The organism is Fredinandcohnia onubensis (assembly GCF_002734215.1).
Lineage (GTDB): Bacteria > Bacillota > Bacilli > Bacillales > Bacillaceae_L > Ferdinandcohnia > Ferdinandcohnia onubensis.
In genome coordinates this window covers 156,095-177,523 of sequence record NZ_NSEB01000023.1, presented here as the reverse complement: position 1 = coordinate 177,523, position 21,429 = coordinate 156,095, and the positions used below count along the sequence as shown (strand labels likewise).

The following is a 21,429-nucleotide window of genomic DNA, read 5'->3' as shown; positions in this document are numbered from 1 at the left end:
TGTACAAGCCAAAATATCTAATTTATCTAGTATTTTAGTCTTTCACATAGATTCACCGCTTTGGTGCGGTATAGTAAGCAGGTGTGAGCAGTAGAAAAGTGATTGTTTAAAAATATTCCAAAAAAAGACTGTAGACAACACGATTTGTATCGAGTTGTCTACAGTCTAAAGAAATACTGCTAATTGTATTTTCTTATTTCATAACATATTACAATTTTACAATTGAACGTCCGCGAGCTTGACCTTTTAATATTTTCTCAAGTGTACTAGGAAGTTCTTCCAACGTAATTTCTTGTCCTATATCACTTAAAAGAGTCTCTGGTTTCATCTCGTTTGCCATTCGGTTCCACAGTGGTTTACGAATATTCATTGGACAATATGCAGAATCAATTCCTAATAAATTTATCCCTCGAAGAATAAATGGAAAAACAGTTGTAGGTACTTTTGGTCCGCCAGTTAATCCACTGACAGCTACCGATGCCCCATACTTACAATTACTTAGTATTGAAGCAAGCGTGTTCCCACCAACTGGATCAACTGCACCTGCCCAACGTTGTTTTCCAAGTGCTGGAATTTTTTCATAATTAACCTCTTCTCGTGAAATAACTTCATTTGCACCTATACTTTTTAAATAATCGTACTCACTTTCTTTTCCAGTACTTGCAACCACATAGTAGCCCAACTTTGATAATATGGAAACAGCTAAACTCCCAACTCCACCAGTAGCACCAGTTACTAGTACTTCACCCTTATCAGGGTTAATTCCATTATCTTGCAAACGTTGAATTGATAATGCTGCTGTGAAGCCAGCTGTGCCAAATGCCATCGCTTCTATTAGGGAAAGTCCATCCGGTAGCGGTACAATCCAATCTCCTTTCAAACGAGCATACTCGCTGAAACCACCAAAACTTTTTATTCCAATTTCGTAACTTGTTGCAATTATTTTGTCTCCTTCTTTGAAACGACTATCTTTTGATGCAACAACCGTTCCTGCCATATCAATGCCTGGTACAAATGGGTATGTGTCCAGAATTTTTCCGTTTGGAATGGAAGCAAGACCGTCTTTGTAATTGACACTAGAGTAAGCAACCTTTACAGTAACATCCCCCGGGGATAAATCCTCTAATGTTAGCGTTTTAACATCCACTAAAAATTGGCTATCTGTTTTATTTACAACTAATGCATTAAAATTTTCTTTCAATTTGATTGCTCCTAACATTTTAATTTTATAAACCTAATGAAGATACTAATACTTTTAATAGAGACTAGCTAACTAGTTTATTAATTCCTATTCTATTTATCCATAAGAGCCTGAATATAGTGTTCTACAGATTGGGCTGCAATGCTTCCATCACCAGTTGCGGTTACAATTTGACGAAGCTTTTTTTGACGAATATCTCCTGCAGCAAAAATGCCAGCTACTTTAGTTTCCATTTGTTCATTTGTCTCAATATAACCCAACTCATTTGTAATCCCAAGTTTTTTTACAGCTTGATTTAAAGGGGCCATACCAACATAAATAAAGATGCCGTCAGTTTTCAATACTTTCTCTTCACCGTTAGTTGTATTAACAAGTGTAACGCTACCAACTTTCCCATTTAATTCGTTAATTTCTTTTACCGTGTGATACCAAATAAAGTTTACTTTTTCATTATCAAAAGCTCGATTTTGCAAGATTTTTTGAGCACGAAGTTTATCTCTTCTATGAATAATCGTTACTCTAGAGGCAAAACGAGTTAGATACACCCCTTCTTCTACGGCAGAGTCGCCCCCGCCCACAACCACTAGCTCCTTCCCCTTAAAAAAAGCACCGTCACAAACAGCACAGTAAGATACACCTCTACCACTTAATTCTTTTTCCCCAGGGACACCCAACTTTTTATATTCTGCACCCGTTGAGATAATTACGGTTCTAGAATTATATATTTGATTTCCTGCAATAACCGTCTTGTATTCTTCATCGTCTACGACTTCTTTTATATCACCGTATTGATAATCTATACCAAACTTTTTTGCATGCCCAAACATTCTATTTGCGAGATCCGAACCTAATATATGTTCAAAACCGGGAAAGTTTTCAACATCTTCCGTATTTGCTAGTTGTCCACCAGGAATCCCTCTCTCAATAATTAAAGTTTTCAATTTGGCTCGGGCTGCGTATAAACCAGCTGTTAATCCCGCAGGACCAGCTCCAACAATTGCAACATCATAAATTTTATCACCATCCAAGATAGACACTCCCTTCTCACATAAAACCTCTCGATATTTATCAACGAATATAATTTAATTGCCATAATCTACTACTAAACTTAAAGCTATAGTTTAGGATATTTCTACATGTGGTGATTCAACGTTTTTATTTTTTGTACGTATATGATGAAAAGCAAAGACAATTATAAATAAACTGATCCCTAAAGCACTTGAAATTATTTCAGGAACTATCAATAATATTGAAGTAATAAACATACAAATTCTCTCCATAACATTCATTGCTCGAATTAAGAATCCTTGTAAGGTAGTAACGATCGCATATATTCCTATTATCGAGAAAACAAACGTTAGGATAATGTCAATAACCGACCCCTCCAATAACAATAATTCAGGTCCGTATATAAACATGAATGGAACAATAAAGCCTGCTATTCCAAAGCGAAATGAAGTAACTCCAGTTTGAATTGGGTTTGAACTTGCCAAAGATGCACCTGCAAATGCTGCAACAGCAACCGGAGGTGTAATGGCAGATATGACTCCAAAATATAAAACAAACATATGTGCAGCCATTGGGTCAATACCCATTTGTGACAAGGTTGGGGCTATTAAAACCGCTAAAACAATATATGCAGCAGTTGTTGGAAGACCCATTCCCAATATAAGAGATGCAACAGCAGTTAGTATAAGTAGAACTGGGAGTAATCCACCCGACAATTGGATTATTAAACTAGAAAGGTTTAATGCCAAACCGGTATATAGCATCACCGCAATTATAATTCCCGCACCTGCACAAACTACCGATACCATTAATACATTAACAGCAGAATCTTTTAAACCAAGGAGCAATGTTTTTAAAGATACTCTAGTTGACTTACGTAATTGTGGTACAATCATGGCTACAACAATCGTCCAAAAGGCAGATTTCTGAGGTGAAAAGTGCACGACTGACAGTAATATGATTAAAACAAGAATAGGAATTAATAAATGTCCACCTTTTTTCATCACATCTCGAAACCTAGGTAAGTCTTGTTTTGGTATACCTTTCATTCCTAATTTTGCAGCTTCTAAATCTACCATAAAAAATAATGAAACATAATAAAGGATTGATGGAATTATTGCAGAAATCACTACTGCAAGGTAGCTGACACCCATCATTTCTGCCATAACAAATGCAACTGCTCCCATAACTGGAGGCATTATCTGTCCACCAGTTGATGCTACTGCTTCAATTGCACCAGCTACACGGCCTTTGAATCCATTTCCTTTCATTAGAGGAATAGTGATTGTACCTGTCCCCATTACATTAGATACAGCACTACCTGAAACTGATCCAAAAAGACTACTGGCAATAACAGCAACTTTAGCGGAACCACCCCGAAAAAGTCCAAACAATGACATAGATAAATCAATAAATACTTTTCCTGTCCCCGAACGTTGCAACACAGATCCTAAAATAATGAAAACTAACACAAAATTTGCAACTGCTTTTACCGGTGTTGTAAATATTCCTTCAGTTGTTAAATACACCACTTGAATTACTCTTTCATAAGTCATCCCTGCATGTTGTAATAATCCTGGAAAATAAGGGCCAAAGAATGCGTAAATTAAAAATACTACAATCAAAATAGGTAGAGTCCATCCTATAGTTCTCCGAATAGCCTCTATTAATAAGACGATTGCTACTCCACCCAATATAAGATCGGCCACCTCTGGTTGGCCGCCCCTTGCTACTAAATCCTCGTGTGTTATAAAAACTCTAACAAATGCAACTGCTCCTAAAATTGCAAACAAACTATCAATTATTTTTAGCCACTTGTTATCAGTCTTGAATCCTGGAAATAACAAAAAAACTAATAATAATGTGAAAATCAATAATAAGCTCCCCTGTGCTAAAGGCGCCATCACACCAAATTGTGAAGTATATAAAAATACTAAAGAAAACAATACTGAGATAGCCATGATGACTAAATTTGGAATTCCGGTGAAGTGTCTTTGTTGAATGCCTTCTTCAAGCACTACTTTCTTTTTTCTCTTCAATATTTTTTTTCCCAAAAATTCATCCTCCTTTTACAAGGTACTGAGTATAAAAGAATGGACAAATACACACAGCAAAATAGTATTTGTCCAGAGGCTTTAACATCAAAATTTTAATTATCGGTAAAATAATAATTAATAACTATTAATCTAAATCTATAAATGTAGGTTCAATACCTTTTTCTTTGTAATATTTTTCGGCACCTGGATGTAAAGGAATAGGTATATCACTCGTACTTAACCCCGCCCAACTTTTATGTGCAGAAATTAAATGGTCTTTATTTTCAAATAGTGTTTTCGTTAATTCGTAGACATAATTTTCACTTAGATTCGCAGAAGCAGTTAAGGTTACTCCTATCTGCATCGTTTCTACATCTTCTTTATTCCCCATATGACCAGCTGGAATGGTAGCAGGTACATATGGATATTTTGCTGCGATGCGATCTCTTACTTCTCCAGTAATTTCTATATATCTAATATCGATTGATGAACCTAACTCTAATAGCGCTGCTGAAGCACCACTTGGTCCGCCTGCCACATATGCAAATATATCTAAGTTTCCATCCTTTAATGCTTCAGCTTGGTCAGCTGAACCAATATTTTGTCCTTTCAAATCCTCTTCTTTTATACCATATTCTTCAAAAATCTGACTTAGGATTGTATACGATACAGATCCAGCTTCTCCTCTTCCTATTCTTTTCCCTTTAAAATCTTCAAAGGACTTAATATCGGAATCGGCTCTTACTACAAAACTAATATATAGGGGATCCGTCATTGCCAATGCTGTTAGATGTTCGATAGGCTCTTCACCTTCATATACCCCAGTCCCATTCAATGCATCATATGCATGGTAGGAGGTTAGAAAACCTATCTCAGCTGAATGATCCTTCATTAAATTTACATTTTCAGCAGCTCCCCCGCTCGGTGTAACATTCATGGTTGTACCTTTTATTCCGTTATTTACTAGATCTGCATATGCTCCCATCATGCCATACCAAGTTCCACCTTGACCGGCAGTAACAACTGTTACCTTTTCGTCTGCTTCATTAAAACCTTGCTCCTCAAGGATTGCCTGTGATTCTTGATTGCTACATGCTACCAAGGAAATTGCTACTAATAAAATTATTATTAAATTTATAGTCTTGCTTTTGAGCATTTTTTTCCTCCCCCACTTCTATTAACTAAACTTTATCTAAATCTATTACATTTGAAGTAATTAACAAAACAATTAATCACTAAATTACCAATTATGTTTGCGCTTTCATTTATCTGTTGACTACTTATTTAAATTTCAAAAATTTGTGTACTTTAGCCCATATACTGTTAATAAATTTACAAATACATTATTTAGAAAAATGACCTCAAATTGTTACACATTAGTTTTCAAAATAAAGGCATGGGATTACCAAATTATAAACATGCTGATTACCTCCTTATTTTTTTAATCTTCTTAACGTAATTATAATATAAAATGAATAATTAGAAAATTCTATATTTATATCTATTGATAGTTTTTATCTATCAATAGATATTAGGTATATTAATTATGTAAGTATGATTTATGGAGTTTCTTTTGCCATCGTGACTTCTCATTACTAATCTCTTCCCGTAACCTAGATCATTCGATTATGAAGAAAGCCCGATCACTTAATTTGTGAGTCGAGCGAAGGGATATATATAATTGTATATTTATAATAGAAATTTATTAAGGTATTTACTTTATGCTTTTTTCGAAAGCTGTAATTGACGCATCAATTATATTGATTAGTTTTTGTACCTCTTCCCTATTTATTATAAGAGGAGGAGCCATGACTACGGTTTGACGATGTGAACCGAGTCCTCCTCTGAGAATTAGCTTTCTGTTAAAGCATTCGTTGGCTACAACATTGCCCGGCTGAATGGATACATCGAAATTCTTACCAGTATTTCTATCCTCCCATAGTTCAAATGCTGCCAGCAATCCTATCACTCTTGTCTTAGTAACACTCCAATGGTTATCACTTAAATATTTTAATCCTTTTTCCAGCTCTTCTTCCATGTTTTTAACATTTTCAACAATTTCATCGCGTTCAAGAATTTCTAGGTTTTTCAGTCCAACAGCACATGCCGTTGGATGCCCACTATAAGTGAATCCATGTGCTAAAACGCCATCATATTGACTAATTGTGTTCCGAATCTTATCATTTAATAGAACGCCACCTAATTGAGAATATCCGCTCGTAATCCCCTTGGCTATACTCATCAAATCCGGAACCACATTCCAATTCTCTACTCCAAACATTTTTCCTGTACGTCCAAATCCACAAATAACTTCATCTGCAATAAATAATATCCCAAATTCGTCACAGAGCTTTCGAACTGCTTGCATATAGCCTTCCGGTGGTATATTAACGCCCCCAGAACCTTGGACAGGTTCAATAATAATGGCTGCAATAGTATCTGCACCCTCCCTTTCAACAATATCTCGAATACTTCCCTTGAAATTCGGGTCACTTTTATCTCCTAATTCACAATTGGTTAAGTATGGCTTTGCATGATATACTTCTTCAATGTTGGAACCTGAAAAATTATGAAAATGTGGGATAAATGTTGCTGTTTGAGCCGCAACCGTAACTCCATGGTATCCATTTTCAATTGCAATAATTTTTCGTTTCCTTGGCTGGCCCTTTAGGATCCAATAAAACCTAGACAACTTAATCGCCGTATCATTGGATTCAGACCCCCCAGAAGTAAAGAAAACAGAGTTAAGATCGCCTGGAGCAATAGAGGCTAGTTTTTTAGCAAGCCTAATTGCTGGTTCGTTTGAGAACCCTTGAAACGATGAAGCAAACGCCATATTACTCATTTGTTCTTTCGCTGCCTCAGCCAATTCTTTTTGGCCATGACCTAGATTCACGTTCCATAACATAGACATACCATCTAGGTAAGTATCACCATGGGTATTTTTCACATATACACCTTTACCTTCGGAGAAAATGATACTAGCTCCTTGCTCAGCCTGTAACTTAGGTGAACTGGTAGGATGTATATAATGCTTTTTATCCATTTCTATAAGTTCACTAGTCCTCTCGCTTATAGCACCGATATTTCTTTCCAACAATATCACTCCTAAAAGTAGTTTTGATGTCCTTTTTATTGTATTAAATAGGATTTAAGTAAGTTAATTCACATAGTACATCTGTTAATTAATTGTTCTTTATTGACACAGAGATCAACTTATACTCCAAATAATCTTCTAAGCCGTACTTCCCCCCCTCTCGGCCAATTCCGCTTTCTTTAACCCCTCCGAATGGTGCTTGTACGGCAAAGGGTGCAGGATCATTAACTCCTACCATTCCATACTCCAGTTTTTCTGCAACTCTATGCATTCTAGACAAATCATTTGTATAAAAGTAAGAAGCTAGACCGTATTGAGTATTATTTGCCTTTTCAATTACATCGTTTTCTTCACTAAATCGAATAAGCGGAGCAACAGGCCCAAATGTTTCTTCATGAGCCACTTTCATCTCTTCCGTTACGTCTAATAAAACTGTTGGGGCATAAAAATAACCTTTTGAATATTCTCCTTCTGTAATTCTATTCCCACCGCACATAACCTTTGCACCGTTATGAACGGCATCTTCAACATGTTCGTGTGCTTTTATTAAACCGGCCTCATTAACCAACGGTCCAATCGTGGTGTTTTCATCTAATCCGTTACCTACTGTTAATTTAAATACTTGTTCTTTAAGTAAATGAGCAAATTTATCATAAATAGAATCATGAACATATATTCGATTAGCACAGACACATTGTTGCCCTGACGATGCATACTTACTACTAATCGCCCCTTGTACTGCTAATTCCAAATCAGCATCATCGAATACAATAAACGGTGCGTGTCCCCCGAGTTCCATAGAAACTCTTTTAACGGTATCAGCTGATTGACGAATTAATAGTTTTCCGACATCTGTGGAACCAGTGAATGATATTTTCCTCACATCAGGGCTTTCCATTAAAGCTTCTGCAATGGGAGCGGATTCCCCAATAACCAGATTTACCACTCCTTTTGGTAAATCAATCTCAGAGAAAATTTTAAATAATTCCACAGAAGACAATGGAGCTTCCTTGGAAGGCTTTAATATCACTGTACAACCAACTGCTAAAGCAGGACCTAATTTTCTTGCTGTCATAGATAATGGAAAGTTCCAAGGGGTTATAGCACCTACAACTCCCACAGGTTGCTTTATGGCGGTAAAACGTTTATTTTCAGAATTTGATGGTATTGTATCTCCATAAACTCGTTTCCCTTCCTCTGCATACCACCTAAAAAAGGAAACTGCACTTCCTACCTCATATCTTGCATTATGGATTGATTTTCCCATTTCCATTGTTATGATTCTGGCTAAATGTTCCTTTCTTTCTTCCAATTTCTCAGCAACTCTATTTAAATATGCTGAACGTTCTTCTGATGTTTTGCTTGACCAAGTAATGAAAGCATCTTTTGCAGCTTTAATTGCACTTTCTGTTTCTTCCTTACCTACAAGATAGACCTTATCAACAATTTCACCAGTTGCAGGATTTGAAATATTCAACGTTTTTTCGGTTTGAATCCATTCGTTATTAATAAACATCTTACCAACTCCCAAATCTCATTTTTTTGCATTAAAACCTTTTACCTATTCAACAAATATTAGGGCGATGTGGTAATACTATTCTTAAATTTCTAAAATAACTTTACTATGTGACTAGACTAGTAAATGTAATCACAACGGGTATTATTAATCAATTTTAAATATTCCAATAATTTAATTGTGTATTTATAACTCTCTCTATTGATTTTTTTAGATCATTTGTTACTACTGACGGTAGTTCATGGTTACCTTGTACGAATGGGTCAACTACTTCTGCATCTATACCACTTAATGATTCTATTATACTCAAAGTACAAAAAGGAACGTATGATGCACTATAGCCGCCTTCATGAACAGCTACTAAACGACCGTTACAATGTTTATTCGCAATCTCCATTAATATAGATGTCATTTCTCCATATCCCTTGGCCGTAACTATCATACGCCCCATTGGATCAAACATACTTGCATCTTGACCGGCGGATAACAATATTAACTCTGGTTTAAAACGGTCAGCTATCGGTTTAACGACTTTCTCCAAGGCATAAATATAACCAACATCCCCAGTTCCAGCAGGCAATGGTACATTTACATTGTAGCCAAGTCCATTATCTACCCCCGTATGTTCAACTAGTCCGCTGCCCGCAGGGTAATAATTTTCTTGATGTAAAGAAATATATAAAACTTCAGAGTCTGAATAAAAAGCTTTCTCTGTTCCATTCCCATGATGTACATCCCAATCAAGTATTAAGATTCTTTTTAAGTTATATACCCTCTTTGCGTGTAAAGCTGCTATTGCTATGTTATTGAATATACAAAAGCCAATACCAATATCACTTTCAGCATGATGACCTGGTGGACGAGTCAATGCATATGCATTATCAACTTCACCCTGCATAACCTTATCAACCGCAGTTATAGCTCCTCCAACAGATTTTAAGGCTATTTCGTATGAACCCCTACCTACGATGGCTGACTTTCCTGCATCTCCACCAGTTGTATTACTTAATTCTTTCACTTTCTCAATGTAATTGGTCGTATGATAATACTCTACTTCTGACTGGGTCGCATCTTTCGGACTTATGAGCTTGAGTTTATTTATTAACCCACAGCGTTCTAAGAGATTTTTCACTCTCCTTTTTGACTCTGGATTTTCTGCATAAATGTATGGCTCTATGTAACCTCCTGGAAGATGACCTAGCGCACCATTTCCTGGATTATGCCAGAAATAGCTTTCATCACATATAAAGGCCGTTTTTTGACTCAAATCTGAACTCCCCTTTAAAGTTTGATTTCAAGTTCTAACTTTTAGTTATGAATTAATAATTCTTAGTGATAGCAAGATAAATTTCATAAATCATGTAATTTAGTACAGATGACATAAAACTTTGTGTCCACTCGCTACTTCTTTCTTTATAGGACTTTCTTTTTTACAAATATCCATAGCAAGAGGACATCTTGTATGAAATGCACAGCCAGTAGGTGGATTTAGAGGGGACGGGATTTCCCCCTTTAGGATGATTCTATTTCTATTTCTCTTTGGATTTGGAAGTGGCACAGCAGAAAGCAAAGATTGTGTGTAGGGATGGAGTGGCTCTGAAAACAGGTTTTCAGTGGTTGCCTCTTCAACTATTTCCCCTAAGTACATGACGCCTATTCGATCTGAAATATGACGTATAACACTTATATCATGGGCTATAAATAGGTAGGTTAGCTTAAATTCACCTTGTAGCCTTCTTAATAAATTGATAATTTGCGATTGAATAGATACATCTAGAGCAGAAACGGGTTCATCACAAATAATGACTTTTGGATTAACCACTAAAGCCCTCGCTAAACCTATACGCTGTCTTTGCCCCCCTGAGAATTCATGTGGGTAACGGTAATAGTGTTCATGACGTAAACCAACTTTACAAAGAATATCCATTACACGATCTGTCCACTCATCTTTTGTACCTAACTTGTGAATCTTTAAGGGTTCTTCTAGAATGCTTCCGATTCTTTTTTTCGGGTTTAATGAGGAATATGGATCCTGAAATACCATCTGTAATTCTCGTCTAACATTCCGAAGCTCTTTTTCGGATAATTGAAAGATATCATTATTTTGGTAAATTGCGGAACCTTCTGTCGGCTCAATTAACCTAAGTAAGGTTCTGCCTGTCGTACTTTTCCCGCATCCCGATTCACCAACTAACCCATATGTCTCCCCTTCAAATAATTCAAAAGAAACATTGTTGATAGCTTTGACTTGACTTTCCACCTTACCTAATACACTTTTTACTGGAAAATATTTTTTTAATCCGTTTACTTTAAGAAGAGGTTCATTTTCCTTATAAGTTGCTATCGACATATCCTGTTTCTCCTTTTTGCAATATTTCTTCAAAATGCCAACACCTGACTTTTTGTCCCGTTTTGTATGTTTCTAATTGGGGCATTTCGGATTGGCAAAGATTATCCGCAAATGTACACCTTGAAGCAAACCGACAACCTTTTGAAACTTCACGCAAAGAGGGAACTGCCCCTTCAATAACATGCAGTTCTTGTGATCTGTCACCGTCTATTTGTGGAATTGACTTAAGTAGTCCTTTTGTATAAGGATGAAGAGGTCGGTCAAAAAGAATCTCAACATTCGCTTCCTCAACGATTTGCCCTAGGTACATAACAACAACACGGCTACAAACTTCTGCCACCACTCCAAGATCATGGGTTATAAATATCACACCCATATTCATCTCTCGATTTAATTGAACAATCAAATCGAGGATTTGAGCTTGTATTGTCACGTCCAGAGCAGTTGTTGGTTCATCTGCAATTAAGAGTTTAGGCTGACAAGCTAGTGCCATCGCAATCATTACACGTTGTCTCATACCTCCTGATAATTCGTGAGGATACTCATTAATTCTCTTATCAGGATCAGGGATTCCGGTCAGCCTTAACATCGTAATCGCTTTTTCATACGCTTGTTTTTTGGGCAATTTTTGATGCTGAATATAAGGTTCTGCAATTTGGTTCCCAATCGTATAGACTGGGTTTAGAGAACTTAACGGATCTTGGAAAATCATCGATATGTCATTACCCCTAATTTTTCTCATATTGCTTTTCGACATTTTAAGCAAACTTTTATTTTCAAACTGAATATCACCGTTGTATTGAACATTATGTTTCTCATCAAATAGTCTTAGAATAGACTGTGACATGACGCTTTTTCCACACCCAGATTCACCAACTACGCCTAAGATTTCACCTTCATTTACATGAAGGGTAATTCCATCTACCGCGGTTACCCGACCACGTTTTGTTTGAAAATGTGTTTTTAATTCTTTGATTTGCAATAGCGGATTAGAAGCCATTATTATCCCCCCTTTTATTTCCCCCTCTAAAACCTGCCCTACTTATTGATTAGATTTCTAAAACTACTATCCTATTATTTTGAGTGAGGGTCCAATATATCGCGTAGCCCATCCCCGAACAGATTTAACCCTAAAACCGATAAACTGATGCATATTCCAGGAAAAACAACCATCCACCAGGAACTGAATATTACTAATTTGCCATCATATAAGATATTTCCCCAGCTAGGATCAGGAGTAGGAACACCCGCCCCTAGGAAACTCAAAGCTGCCTCAACGATAATCGCATTAGCAAAAATAAATGTAGCTTGAACAATGAGAGGTGAAATTGTATTAGGTGCGATATGTCCCCAGATGATTCTCCATGAGGAAGCCCCCTGTGCTCTAATCGCTTCAATATATGTTTCTTCCCGTATCACTATAGCAGCTGAGCGCACAACCCGAGCAACATGGGGTGTATACACTATCGCTAACGAAATTATGACATTTTTTGTACTTGGTCCTAGGGCAGCCATAAGGGCAATAGCTAAAAGAATTGCAGGAAAAGACATTAAGCCATCGCAAATCCTCATTAAAACATTATCCAACAGCCGATAGTAACTTGCATACAGGCCGATTACCATTCCAATTATGGAAGTTATGATAGCAACAGAAAATCCTACGCCCATTGATACTTGTGCTCCACTTGCTACCCTAGAAAACAAATCACGACCCAAATTGTCGGTTCCCAACCAATGATCCATATTCGGCCCCAACAGGCGATCTTGGGCTACCATTTCATATGGATCATACTTTGCAACTGCAGGCCCAATAATAGCTAACAAGGTTAGGATGATAATTAAAACTAGTCCTGTTATAGCTAATTTATTTATAAAAAATTGTTTAATAAACAAATTTCGCTGTTCTTTTTTTAACTCTTTTTTAATTGAAATAATCTCTTCGTATTTTGTACTAACCTCCATCCTATGTCTCCTTTCTATTTTTCTTTTAGCCTAACCCTTGGATCGAAGACACCATATAAGAAATCAACTACTAAATTGATAAAAACATAAACAACTGCCACAAATAATACAATGCCTTGTATGACCGGAAAGTCACGCCGTGCAATAGAGTTAATAATTAGCTGGCCAATACCAGGTATATTAAAAATTGTTTCTGTGACGGCTGCCCCAGCTACTAAAATTCCAAATGACTGGCCTATAACTGTTAAGACTGGTAAAATAGCGTTTTTAAAAGCATGTTTATAAATGACACGATGCTCTTTTAAACCCTTTGAACGTGCAGTTTTTATATAGTCCTGATTGAGGATATCCAACATTGCCGTTCTTGTCATTCTAGCAGTCAATGCAATTTGCATACTCCCTAATGCAATTACAGGCATGATTAAATATTTCAAATGTTCCAATACCCCTTCGCTTAATGGCACATATCCTGCAACTGGCAACCATTGTAGCATCCCTGCAAACAATATGATAAGAAATAATCCTAGTAAAAAACTTGGCACCGCAAGTCCTAATAATGACAGCCCCATAAACATCTGATCCAAAAATGACCCTTTTCGATTTGCAGCTATGATACCAAACGGAATCCCGATTAAGATGGCTACCAATTGCGCTAAAACGGCCAATGAAATTGTGGGACCGAGATGTGTAAAAATTGCCATACCGACTGATTGCCTCATAAAGTACGAATATCCTAAATCTCCTTGAAATATACCTAAAATCCAATTGATATATTGTTGATAAATTGGAACATTCAGACCCAGTTGAATCCGTAATTCATTAACTTGTTCTGGAGTAGCTTGACTCCCGAGTATGGCTGCGGCAGGATCACCGGGAGTTAAATGAATAATCATAAAAACGATTACAGAAACGATGAACAGAATCGGAATAAGGTAAATTATGCGTTTAATAACGAAGCTTTTCAAAAATCCCCCCCCTTTTCTAAGCAAGATATTGAAAATATGGAGATCCTATTTAAGATATAAAATAGGAGCGAACCTCTTATTCTGCAACTCTAGTATTCCAAAGAACTGGTCCGGTACTAAAGAATGTTAAGCCTTCAACCTTAACAGTTGCCGCTGAAGGTAATGTATAGTCTGCAATTTTTATTAATGGAAGGTATTCCCATGAATAACCCTGTAATTCATCCCAATATTTAGATGCTTCTTCTTGGGTTTTTGCAGTTCTTATTTTTTGCAATAATTCTTCGGTTTTCTCATCTTCAGGTCCGTCAATGTAGCCAGGACTATATTGCAACTGCTCAATAGGAGTTGCTGACGTAGGGAATCCAGATACAAATAACTCCCAATTATTCGGATCACTTCGTCTACTCAAGGTTGTCGGCCAATCGTATACTTCTACTTCTGTCTTAATTCCTACTTTTTCAAGCTGTTCTTTTATAACCACACTTGAATTGTACATATAAGAATACTCACGTGTAGTTAGTATTCTAACTGTTTCCCCATTATATCCTGCTTCCTCTAATAAGCTCTTTGCTTTTTCAGGATCGTTTTGGTTATAATGTTCGCTACCAGCTTCACTGTACCAATTGTCTTGTTCTTTCACCATAATACTAGAATACAATCTGTAATTATCAACAAGTGAGGTTTCTGCTATGGCCTCCATATCAAGGGCTGCATTAATTGCTTGCCTCATTTTTTGATTTGTCATTAAGCCTGCATTTTTATTAAAAACAAGATTCGTGTATCCAAATACTGGAGCATAAACATTAAAATTTTTATCCCTCTCTAAAAGTGAAACTACATCAGGTTCATAAGCGTAACCTATGTGATATTGTCCTGATTGAAGGCCAGCAAGCCTCGTGGAAGGATCTAGGACAATTTGGAAGTATAAATTTTCAACTAAGGCTTCCTTTTTTCCACCAAGACCATCCGCAGAAGTATCAACCATTTGATAATCTTCAAATTTGGCAAGCTGGATATTCTGGTCTTGTTTCCAATCGACGAATTTGAATGGTCCTGTTCCAATATATTCTTCTACCCCTATATCTGTGGCACTTTCAACTACTTCCTTCGGCATGATTCCAGAGATTTGGAGAGTAGGTGTGAGGGAAGGTAAAACGAACAAAGATGGTTCCTTCACTGTTAATGTGACAATATACTTATCAATTGCCTCGAAAGTAGCACCTTTTAAAACTTCTACTTTAGCATTTTCTTGCCATCGATTCATCGAAGCTACCACATCTTCAGCTGTCATTTCTTTGCCATTATGGAACTTTACACCTTGTCTTAAATGGAAAGTGTATGTTAATCCATCATCACTTTCTTCCCATGATTTCGCCAACATAGGGACAACTTCATACTTCGAATTTAATGTGACAAGTGTTTCAAATATATGAATGGCTACATCTCTTGTAGCTGATGATGTTGTTATATGGGGATCAATTGTTGGTGGTTGCGCATTAATTGCGTAGTGCAATTCCTCACCATAAATTTCTTTACTAGCATTATTTTCATCTGATGTACTACCTACTTCTTTTCCACTACATCCAAACAACAGTATTATCAAAAATGCTATCATTATGCCAAATTTGTTTATTCTCATTGCTCTCCCCCCCAAAATTAAAACAATTGTCAAAATTACTTAAAAGCGCTTTCATTCCATTTCATATCATTTTGAACTAATTCTCTCCTTTCTATTTAATAATTACTAATATTAATGTTATAATAATTTGAATAGTTTAAATATTAGTTACTTTTTATAATCTATAACTATTATCTATCAATTAAGACCACTTCTTCTATAGGTAATAATAATATTAAATTAACTACCTACTTAAATATTCTTTATTATAAAAGGTTCTATAATAGCAATAGGGTAATACAATATGTAAAATATCGGCGTTGAATATGATATTCTTGCAACCAAATGCATAGTTGATAAACTTTTTTAATTCATTGTTATCGTTATCGTTGGATGATCAATACGCATCAGTGTTGTAATATAAACCTTCTGTGTTTCAAACGAAATTCATATATCCCTAATGGAAAAAGAAGAATATTAACCAAGAGGAGTGAGTTTATGAACCTGCGTCAACTTGAATACATTGAAAATATCGTACATTATGGGACGATGAGAGAAGCAGCAAGGCAACTATTTGTCACTGAACCAACAATAAGTCAACAAATTAAAAAGTTTGAGGAGGAAATAGGCTTTCCTTTATTTGAAAAAAACGGAAGAATAATAAATCTAACTAAGGAAGGTGAATTACTACTACCTAGAATACGTAACATTTTAACTTTAGTCCAAGATCTGGAACAACAAATTAACGAAATTTCAAACCCTCTAAGTGGCCAAATACATTTGGGAATAGGTCCACTAACCGCTATTCGGTATTTACCTAGATTGTTCCAATTATTTCATCAACAATACCCAAAGGTAAAACTTAATGTTGTACAAGGTGGTGTATTGGAATTAAGTGAGTTATTATTTAGTAATAAATTGGACATCGTCGTAGCACCAATAAACAATAAAACTCGTCAAAAAATGGAAATAAACAATACTGAATGTAAAATATTGTTTAAAGATGAGTATATTGTAATTGTTTCAACGAATCACCCACTTTCAACTAAAAATAAAATCTCGATAATCGATTTATCTAGTGAACAGCTTATTTTATATCGTGCCGGATTAATAAGAGAATATATTCTATCTATATTTGGCGAAGAATTTAAGGAAAACATTATTTTTTCAACTGAAAATAATGAATCAACAAGAGAACTAGTTAGATTAGGTATGGGAATTTCGATCATACCTAAATTTTATTTTGATACGTGGTCAACAAATGATTTAGAAGGAATAAAATCCCTTCAATTTACAGATGTAGATATAAGACCTGACCCATGTGTTTTTTATAAACGAGATCGTTTTACACCGGAGTACCTTGAAAGTTTCATTAAGATATTAATTAACTTTGAAAAACAAGTAGGTATAAAATAATTTAATATGATTTTTAATAAAATAGAGACCATCCAAACACAAATGCATTGTAAAGGATAGTCTCTTTTATTTTACTCTGCTTGAAAAGGAATTGGATCCCATGCTGTTACAACTTTTTTTTCTTCACCAGATTTTTCATCGAAAACACGACGCTCTATTTCCCCAATATTCCCACCGTAAACATGAATACCGACACATGGTTCCGAAGAAGCACAAGAAACTTTGTGAATATCTTGATCTGACGTACAGCAAACGACTACATCACCTTTTTCAAGGGTTTTTTCACTAATTTTAACTGGAGCTATACCCGTTTGAATTTTGTATTGGATTTCATTTTCTGCTCCTTGCAAAATCCCGATTACTCCCCATGTACCATGATTATGAATGGGAGTCGTCTGCCCTACATCCCACACAGCAGACGCAATAGAGAAACGATTTTCTGGATCAACATAGACAGGATACAATGTATACTTAGTTGCATTGGGTTTTTTAAACCTCTCAGGAATCACACCATCCTTAACCATAATCTCTTTCATGCGTTCCGCTACTTTTTCCGTAATACTAATCTCGTCTTCTTGACTTAAAACCAACATGTCAATATAACTAATAAAATCTTTTAATTCTGGATGGAGTTTTACAGAATTAAGCATGACATTCACCCTTTCCAACTTATATTAGATTACATAAAATATTCTAGATTCATACTTTGTGAGCAATCCATTCACTAAAAACCTCATCGTTGTGCTCACCAAGTTTAGGAGGTCTCTTAAATATTTCAAATTCAAAATCGCTTAATTGAATCGGAAAGCCGATATCTTTTGTAAATAATCCTATCGGCAGTTGGATATCCTCTATTAAACCCATTTCCTTTACGTGTGGATCATTTAATATGTCCTTAAATGTATTAATTGGTGCACATGGAACCCCTTTATTGTCAAATCTACCGAGCCAATGTTCGGCCGTAAATTTAATAAAAATAGGTTGGAGCATAGAAGCCAGTTCACGTTGGTTCTTTGCTCTTAAACTCTGAGTAATAAACCTCTCATCCTTTTCAAGTTCGGGCTTCTCTACTATTTCACAAACAGCCTTCCACAATTTATCGTTTCCTGCTGCAATTACAAACGGCTTATCACTAGCATCAAACCCTTGATATGGCGCATTTCTAGGGTGTGCAGAGCCTAAACGTTTCGGAGGTTTCCCTGTACCATGATATTCACTTGTCTGTAATGCAGAAATACCCAATAGACTTCCTAACATGGAACAATCAATATATGTGCCTTTACTTGATCGTTGTACTCTAGACAGAGATGCCATAATTGTATATGCTCCATATAATGCTGTAACAAAATCACCAACTGGTACTCCACACTTTACAGTTGGTCCATTTTCTACTCCTGTTACGCTCATGAGACCACTAATCGCTTGAACAGTTACATCAAACGCACCCTTACTAGAATACGGCCCGGTTTGACCATATCCAGAAATAGAACAATAGACTAATTTTGGATTTCTTTCCTTTAAGTTTTCGTAATCTAGCATATACTTTTTAAGGACACCTGGACGGTAATTTTCTATTAAAACATCAGCTTCAGCACATAAATTTTTCAGTTTTTCCAGTTGGTTCGGGTCATTAAAATCAATCGTAATACTTCGTTTATTCCGATTCAATGAAGCAAAATTCCCACTATATGACTCTCCCATTTGATTAGTTATAAACGGTGGCCATGATCGCATCCCATCTCCACCATCCGGTCGCTCCACTTTCACCACATCTGCACCAAGGTCAGCCAACAACATTCCTGCAAATGGACCTGCCGCAATTTGCCCTAACTCAATTACTTTCAACCCTACAAGTGGTGGTTCATTTACGAAATTATGCATATGACATCCTTCCTTATTTTGAACTTTTCTTTCTGCTTTGTACACGCTCTAAGTATTTATTGAATCTTAATTGAAAGTCTCCATCTAAGACTGAGTTTCTAGCAAGTACTAACGATGACTGCTTTTCGGGGTTGGAAAACTCATTATCTAAAAAACATATGTCTTTTATTGCCTTTTGCGCATGTTTTGATATATGAGAGGTTTTACGTGCCCATGCTAATGCTGTTTCTAGGCAACTTCCTTCTTCACAGATTTCATGTAGTAATCCAATTTGCAAGGCATATTCTGCATCAATTTTTTGTCCCGTTAAGACTAGTTTACGGGCAATAGCAGAGCCTACTTCATTCTTTAATCGTTGAGTACCTAATACTACACCAAACTGTGGACCCGGAAAGCTAAAACGAGTATAAGCTCCTCCAATACGAAAGTCGCACGCTAATGCAAGGTCTGCTCCCGCTCCATATGCATAACCATTTATTGCAGCAATTGTTATGCAAGGTAGGGCGGAAACCATTTCAAACAAAGCCGCTAACTCATAGAAAAAATCAGCTGCTTCTTCATTTGATAAACCACGAACATATCCTACATCAATCCCCGAACAAAAAGATTTTGTAATTTCGCTTGTCAAAATGAGTGCATCGATATCATTATTAACCTCAAGATTTTTCAGTATTTTTCTTAATTCGAGTATTAAATCTTTATTAAGAGCATTCAGCTGTTTTGGACGATTTAGGGAAACAACTAATATTCTATTAGAATGTAAATATTTCCGAACAATAATCTCGAGATTATTCATTTCTGTATCCTTTCAACCAAAATGTTATTTTGTTGCCGTACCAACTACAGCAACCTCATTTAATTCATTAAGAATTGTTACTTTAAGAAGATTTTTATGTTCATCTGGTACACAACAAATAATAAATTCTTCGTTTACCTTTATTGGTTTAACGAATTTCACTTCTAGCATTCCATCCTTCCGACTAGGATATAGACTATTGAGTTCTTTCTCAATTATTGCTACCAGATGAAATCCGTGTGCCAATGTCACCTTGAAAATTGTGTTTTTTGCATGTTCGGGATCAACATGGATCTTTCCATAACCCCCACTTGCTTTTGCAAACTTATTTATTCGATCCTGTGTTAAACTATATCGTTCACTGACATACTTTATCTCATTCAAAAGCATATCCTACCTTTCTTATTTACTTAGGAAATCCCAAAGATGTGTGGAAACATGTTTACAAACCAACTCATTATCTTTTAGGAAATCTACTTCATAAATAAAATAGTCTCTTTCATTTTTTCTATACTTACCTTTTATGGTAGCGGTTACATTTATTTCATCACCGACAAGCGCCTCTTGATAAAACTCTATCTTTTGCTTGATTTGTAGAGTACCAGGCGACAATCTTCCATCAAAAGCTTCATAAATAGGTGCAAAATTTAAAAACAAATAGTTAGGAACTTTCCCAGGTGGATGGGGATCTGCTAAGGCATCGACATAGTCTTTTATTAATTCTTCAGTAATGATAAATTTACTCGTAAACTTTTCTCCCATTGAAAGTGAGTGGTAATCAATAATTTTCATATTAAGATCCCTTCCTCTAACATGTATGTTAGGTTCATAAACTACTAGCTATCAGTAAAGTTGGGTTGTCTTTTATTTAGAAAAGCTTGAAATCCTTCAACTCTATCTTCGCTTCTGCCAATATCTGAAATTATTCTATTACCCATACCCGTTAATTCCATTATATTTGGATTATTAGCCAATTTCTTTAGTCCCTTAACTACCTTAGGAGCATTTTGTGATATTTTTTGAGCCATTTTAATCGATTCTTCTAAAACTTGATCTGTTGGTACGACTCGATTCGCAAACCCGAGTTCATATGCTCTTTTTGCTGAAATACCATCACCGGTTAATAACATTTCAAGTGCAATACCCTTAGGTATGTATTGTGCCAATAGTGAACCCACACCACCTGTATAACCTATTTTTGCCTCTGGGTATATGAATTGAGCATTTTCACTCACTATTCGAATGTCAGACATCATTGCGATTACTAATCCTACTCCTATACAATAACCGTTGATTGATGCTATTACGGGTTTGGTAACTTCCACCCCAATACTAGGTATCGCCATGGAGACAGGCGTGAAATCATTCAAATCCAACCCTGCACTAAAGGCTTTGCCTTCACCTGTTATTATTGCAACTCTTGCTTCTTGGTCTTGTTCAAATCTACACCAAGCACTATAGAGACCTTCAACCATATCTTTATTAAATGAATTTAATTTTTCGGGACGCTGCAGCGTGATCATTGCAATATGTCCATTATTTTCGTACCTAACGACATCACTCTGTTTCATGGAATACTCCTC

At 36.0% G+C, this 21,429-nt stretch carries 19 protein-coding genes; 1 reads left to right on the top strand and 18 read right to left on the bottom strand.

What is annotated here, in order from left to right:
• Positions 1-208 precede the first annotated feature (208 nt).
• The 12 genes from CKK03_RS22080 to CKK03_RS22025 all read right to left on the bottom strand — a co-directional run bounded on the left by CKK03_RS22080 (position 209) and on the right by CKK03_RS22025 (position 15,774).
• Positions 209-1,201, bottom strand: a complete 993-nt coding sequence (locus CKK03_RS22080; RefSeq protein WP_281254550.1) for an NADPH:quinone oxidoreductase family protein — start codon at positions 1,199-1,201, stop codon at positions 209-211.
• Positions 1,202-1,293: 92 nt separating this feature from the next.
• Positions 1,294-2,229: a thioredoxin-disulfide reductase gene (gene trxB, locus CKK03_RS22075; RefSeq protein WP_099364658.1), complete on the bottom strand. Its 936-nt coding sequence runs from the start codon at positions 2,227-2,229 to the stop codon at positions 1,294-1,296.
• A gap of 93 nt (positions 2,230-2,322) precedes the next feature.
• Entirely contained in the window at positions 2,323-4,263 is a 1,941-nt protein-coding gene (locus CKK03_RS22070) for a TRAP transporter permease (protein WP_099364657.1), read from the bottom strand.
• A 127-nt stretch (positions 4,264-4,390) separates the two neighbouring features.
• Positions 4,391-5,401, bottom strand: a complete 1,011-nt coding sequence (locus CKK03_RS22065) for a TAXI family TRAP transporter solute-binding subunit (protein ID WP_099364656.1) — start codon at positions 5,399-5,401, stop codon at positions 4,391-4,393.
• A 558-nt stretch (positions 5,402-5,959) separates the two neighbouring features.
• Positions 5,960-7,342, bottom strand: coding sequence for an aminotransferase family protein (locus tag CKK03_RS22060; protein ID WP_342744923.1), 1,383 nt, complete (start codon positions 7,340-7,342; stop codon positions 5,960-5,962).
• Between the two features lie 88 nt (positions 7,343-7,430).
• The gene (locus CKK03_RS22055) at positions 7,431-8,858 is read right to left on the bottom strand and encodes an NAD-dependent succinate-semialdehyde dehydrogenase (protein ID WP_180271357.1); all 1,428 of its coding nucleotides are present in this window, start codon (positions 8,856-8,858) and stop codon (positions 7,431-7,433) included.
• 157 nt (positions 8,859-9,015) lie between these two features.
• Positions 9,016-10,125: a histone deacetylase-like amidohydrolase gene (locus CKK03_RS22050; protein ID WP_099364654.1), complete on the bottom strand. Its 1,110-nt coding sequence runs from the start codon at positions 10,123-10,125 to the stop codon at positions 9,016-9,018.
• A 99-nt stretch (positions 10,126-10,224) separates the two neighbouring features.
• Entirely contained in the window at positions 10,225-11,208 is a 984-nt protein-coding gene (locus tag CKK03_RS22045; protein WP_099364653.1) for an ABC transporter ATP-binding protein, read from the bottom strand.
• On the bottom strand, positions 11,189-12,208 hold the full coding sequence (locus CKK03_RS22040) for an ABC transporter ATP-binding protein (protein ID WP_099364652.1): 1,020 nt from the start codon (positions 12,206-12,208) through the stop codon (positions 11,189-11,191). The genes CKK03_RS22045 and CKK03_RS22040 overlap by 20 nt, the downstream gene beginning before the upstream one ends.
• Before the next feature lie 74 nt (positions 12,209-12,282).
• A complete protein-coding gene (locus CKK03_RS22035) occupies positions 12,283-13,170 on the bottom strand; it encodes an ABC transporter permease (protein ID WP_099364651.1) in 888 nt (295 codons plus the stop codon).
• Positions 13,171-13,184: 14 nt separating this feature from the next.
• Positions 13,185-14,135 (bottom strand): ABC transporter permease, encoded by a 951-nt coding sequence (locus CKK03_RS22030; RefSeq protein WP_099364650.1) that lies wholly within the window; start codon positions 14,133-14,135, stop codon positions 13,185-13,187.
• A gap of 76 nt (positions 14,136-14,211) precedes the next feature.
• Entirely contained in the window at positions 14,212-15,774 is a 1,563-nt protein-coding gene (locus CKK03_RS22025) for an ABC transporter substrate-binding protein (RefSeq protein ID WP_099364649.1), read from the bottom strand.
• 477 nt (positions 15,775-16,251) lie between these two features.
• Here CKK03_RS22025 and CKK03_RS22020 point away from each other — a divergent pair, with 477 nt between their 5' ends.
• Complete coding sequence (locus CKK03_RS22020; protein ID WP_180271356.1) at positions 16,252-17,169, top strand: LysR family transcriptional regulator; 918 nt, start codon at positions 16,252-16,254, stop codon at positions 17,167-17,169.
• A gap of 71 nt (positions 17,170-17,240) precedes the next feature.
• On the opposite strand, the gene CKK03_RS22015 is transcribed toward CKK03_RS22020, so the two are convergent.
• Genes CKK03_RS22015 through CKK03_RS21990 form a run of 6 tightly spaced genes read right to left on the bottom strand, consistent with a single transcriptional unit; the run spans position 17,241 to position 21,417 of the window.
• The gene (locus CKK03_RS22015; protein ID WP_099364647.1) at positions 17,241-17,819 is read right to left on the bottom strand and encodes a cysteine dioxygenase family protein; all 579 of its coding nucleotides are present in this window, start codon (positions 17,817-17,819) and stop codon (positions 17,241-17,243) included.
• Between the two features lie 49 nt (positions 17,820-17,868).
• Positions 17,869-19,050 carry a CaiB/BaiF CoA transferase family protein gene (locus CKK03_RS22010; RefSeq protein WP_099364646.1) on the bottom strand — a complete coding sequence of 394 codons (1,182 nt, stop codon included), beginning with the start codon at positions 19,048-19,050 and terminating at the stop codon, positions 17,869-17,871.
• A 13-nt stretch (positions 19,051-19,063) separates the two neighbouring features.
• Positions 19,064-19,846, bottom strand: coding sequence for an enoyl-CoA hydratase/isomerase family protein (locus CKK03_RS22005; protein WP_099364645.1), 783 nt, complete (start codon positions 19,844-19,846; stop codon positions 19,064-19,066).
• Between the two features lie 24 nt (positions 19,847-19,870).
• Positions 19,871-20,230 carry a MaoC family dehydratase gene (locus tag CKK03_RS22000; protein ID WP_180271355.1) on the bottom strand — a complete coding sequence of 120 codons (360 nt, stop codon included), beginning with the start codon at positions 20,228-20,230 and terminating at the stop codon, positions 19,871-19,873.
• 18 nt (positions 20,231-20,248) lie between these two features.
• On the bottom strand, positions 20,249-20,638 hold the full coding sequence (locus CKK03_RS21995; protein WP_099364643.1) for a hypothetical protein: 390 nt from the start codon (positions 20,636-20,638) through the stop codon (positions 20,249-20,251).
• 44 nt (positions 20,639-20,682) lie between these two features.
• Positions 20,683-21,417: an enoyl-CoA hydratase/isomerase family protein gene (locus tag CKK03_RS21990; RefSeq protein WP_099364642.1), complete on the bottom strand. Its 735-nt coding sequence runs from the start codon at positions 21,415-21,417 to the stop codon at positions 20,683-20,685.
• Positions 21,418-21,429 lie beyond the last annotated feature (12 nt).